Annotated in this window: 4 protein-coding genes; all 4 read left to right on the top strand. The window is 68.8% G+C overall.

Features of this window, described 5'->3' with window-relative positions; genetic code table 11:
- Positions 1-477, top strand: a 477-nt coding sequence (locus AO684_RS02865) for a 4'-phosphopantetheinyl transferase (protein ID WP_152968329.1), incomplete at its 5' end; no start/stop codon positions are given.
- On the top strand, positions 474-2,075 hold the full coding sequence (locus AO684_RS02860; protein WP_054301240.1) for a cyclic peptide export ABC transporter: 1,602 nt from the start codon (positions 474-476) through the stop codon (positions 2,073-2,075). The genes AO684_RS02865 and AO684_RS02860, both read left to right, overlap by 4 nt.
- Entirely contained in the window at positions 2,075-2,806 is a 732-nt protein-coding gene (locus AO684_RS02855) for a thioesterase II family protein (RefSeq protein ID WP_054301239.1), read from the top strand. Before AO684_RS02860 ends, AO684_RS02855 begins: the two co-directional genes overlap by 1 nt.
- Positions 2,803-3,028, top strand: a 226-nt coding sequence (locus AO684_RS21970; RefSeq protein ID WP_200907784.1) for an amidase family protein, incomplete at its 3' end; no start/stop codon positions are given. The genes AO684_RS02855 and AO684_RS21970, both read left to right, overlap by 4 nt.

Raw genomic sequence — 3,028 nt, 5'->3', positions numbered from 1 at the left:
GGGCGGCTGGTGGCGGCGCAGGCGCTGCGGCGGCTCGGGGCGGCGGAGCATGTTGGCCGTTCCGACCGCGCGCCTGTCTGGCCGCCCGGTGTCGCCGGGTCGATCAGCCATGATGACCGGCGGGCAGTGGCGGTCGTCTCGCGCCAGTATCGCCAGTTGGGGGTGGATTGCGAACAGCCGATCCCCGAGGCCGAAGCGCCCGCGCTGGCCCGGCAGATCCTCGCCCCCGGCGATGCCGCCACACGGCCTGCGGGCCTTGGCTTCGCCGCCTTCCTGACCCTCGTCTTTTCCGCCAAGGAAGCCTTTTACAAGGCGGTGGCGGCCGAGGTCGGCCGGATGCTGGAATTTCACGAGGTCACGGTGGCGGGCATGGCCGCCGACCGGCTGCATCTGGCCTTCGGCGGCGATGTCAGCGATGTTCGGTGGCATCTGGGCCCTGCGGGCTGCACCACACTTTGCGCAAGGAACCCGGCATGAACCGCCTGCTCTCCACCCTGTTCCGCGCCGCGCCGGGCGGGGCCGCGCTTTCGGTGCTGGCAAGCCTTGCCAGCGGGGCCGGCGCCGCGATCATGGCCATCGTCATCAGCCGCGCGCTGGAGGCCGAAAGCCGCAGCCTTGCGCTTGCCGTCGCCTTCTTTACCGCCGCCGCCGTGCATTTCAGCCTGCGCGTGCTGTCCGAGGTCTGGCTGATCCGGCTGGCGCAGAAGGTGCTGCTGGACCTGCGGCTGACGCTGGCGCGGCGCCTGCTGGCCACCCCGCAGATCCGCTTGCAGGAAATCGGGCGGCAACCGCTGCTGACCATACTGACCCGCGACATGGACAGTTTCGTCGGCGCGGTGCAGCTTGTGCCGCTGCTGATCGGCAACCTGCTGCTGATCCTGGGCTGCTTCGGCTATCTCGCCTGGGTGGACTGGCAGATCTGCGCGGCGGTCTTTGCCTGCCTTCTGGTCGGGGCCAGCCTGTTCAAACTGGCCGAGCGCCGCCCGATCGCCCGCATCTTCCGCCTGCGGGAGGAAATCGACCAGCTCTACATCCGTCAGCGCGCGCTGATCGAGGGCGCGAAGGAGCTGCAACTGAACAGCCCGCGCGGCGCGCATTACATCGACCGGGTGATCGGCCCCGCCGCCGCCGGGGTGGCGCGCAGCTATGTGGGCGCGATGTCGGCCTATATCTGGGTGGTGAACATCGGCAACAGCCTGTTCTATCTGGTTATCGGGGTCGTGCTGTTCCTGATGCCGGGCCTGACCGGGCGCGACATGCTGCCTGCCGTGCTGCTGATGCTCTATCTCGTGCGGCCGGTCAGCGAGGTGATGATCAGCCTGCCCGCCCTGCGTCAATCCGCCGTGGCACTGGAACGCATCGAACAGCTTTCCGCCGATCTGGACCCGGCGGCGACGCTTCCGCCGCCGATGCCGGTGCAGGATCACATCGCGCTGCGCGGTGTGACCCACAGCTATGCGCGGGACTCCGAAGACGGGGTGTTCACCCTCGGGCCCATCGACCTGACACTGCGGCGGGGCGAGGTGGTGTTTCTGGTCGGCGGCAACGGCAGCGGCAAGACCACGCTGGCGATGCTGCTGTGCGGCCTTTACCACCCCGAGGGTGGCGGCATCGCGGTGGATGGCCAGCCGGTGACCGAGGCCACGCTTGCCAGCTACCGGCAGGCGTTTTCGGCGGTCTTTGCCGATTTCCACCTGTTCGAGCAATTGCCGGGCAGCGATGATCCGGGAATGGAGGCGAAGGCCCGCAGCCTGATCGCGGATCTGCGGATGGCGCACAAGGTGACGGTGCGGAACGGATGCCTCAGCACCACCGATCTTTCGACGGGGCAGCGCAAGCGGCTTGCGCTGGTCTCGGCCTATCTGGAGGACCGGCCGGTCTATCTGTTCGACGAATGGGCCGCCGATCAGGACCCGGTGTTCAAGGCGGTGTTCTATACCGAACTGCTGCCCGAGCTGAAGGCGCGCGGCAAGGCGGTGCTGGTCATCACCCATGACGACGCCTATTTCGGCTGCGCCGACCGGGTGGTGAAGCTGGCCGATGGCCGGATCGTAACCGATGCGGAGGGCGCGTGATGGCCTCGCCCTGGCTTCTGGAGATTGCCAAGCCGCAGGCGCGGCGCAGGCTTTACCTCTTTCCCTATCTGGGCGGCAATCCGGCGGCTTTCGTCGGCTGGTCGGCGGCGCTGGGGCCGGACATCGCGCTTTCCGTCGTCAACCTGCCGGGGCGCGGGCTGCGGCTGAAGGAGCCACCGCTGACCGAGATGCGCCCCGCCGCCATGCAGATCGCGGCCGCCATCGCCAGTGATGCGGGCGCGGCGGAGTTTGCCTTTTTCGGGCATTCCATGGGCGCGGTTCTGGCTTTCGAGGTCTTGCGCATCTGCACCATGATGCAGTTGCGCCGCCCCGGTCTGATGGTCGCCTCCGGCTGTCGCTGGCCCGGCGCGCTGGACCGCGACGACCTGCATCTGCTGGACGATGCGCAGTTCCGGGACCGGCTGGCCGGGCTGGGCGGCACCCCGCCCGAGGTGCTGGGCAATGCCGAGATGATGCGGCTGCTGACCCCGATGCTGCGCGCCGATTTCGCCATGCTGAACGGCTACAGCTACCGCGCCATGCCGCGCCTGCCGGTGCCGATCCATGCTTTCGCCGCGCCGGACGACCCGGAGGTGCCCGCCGAAACCGTGCCGCGCTGGCTGGAGGAAAGCACCGAGCCGGGTGCGGTGCACTGGTTTTCCGGCGGGCATTTCTTTCTGCATGATACCGATATGGCCGTTCCGGCCCGCCTGCGGGAGTTGTGGGGATGAACGGCGGCTTCGATCAACTGGCCACTTCGGCCCGCGCGGCAGGCGACCGGCTGCTGCATGCCCGGCACATGGTGGCGCGGCAGGCAGGGCTGGCGCATCTGGTGGCGCTGGTCACGCCCGCACCGCCGGAGGGCGAAGGCCCCGATGGCCCGCTGTTCGGTGTGCCGGTCACGGTCAAGGACAGCTATGAAACCGCCGGGCTGCGCACCACGGCCAGCCATC

Origin of the sequence: Gemmobacter sp. LW-1 (assembly GCF_001303875.1) — a bacterium.
GTDB lineage: Bacteria > Pseudomonadota > Alphaproteobacteria > Rhodobacterales > Rhodobacteraceae > Gemmobacter > Gemmobacter caeni.
The sequence above is the reverse complement of the archived record's forward strand: the minus strand, read 5'-3'. Positions and strand labels throughout refer to the sequence as shown.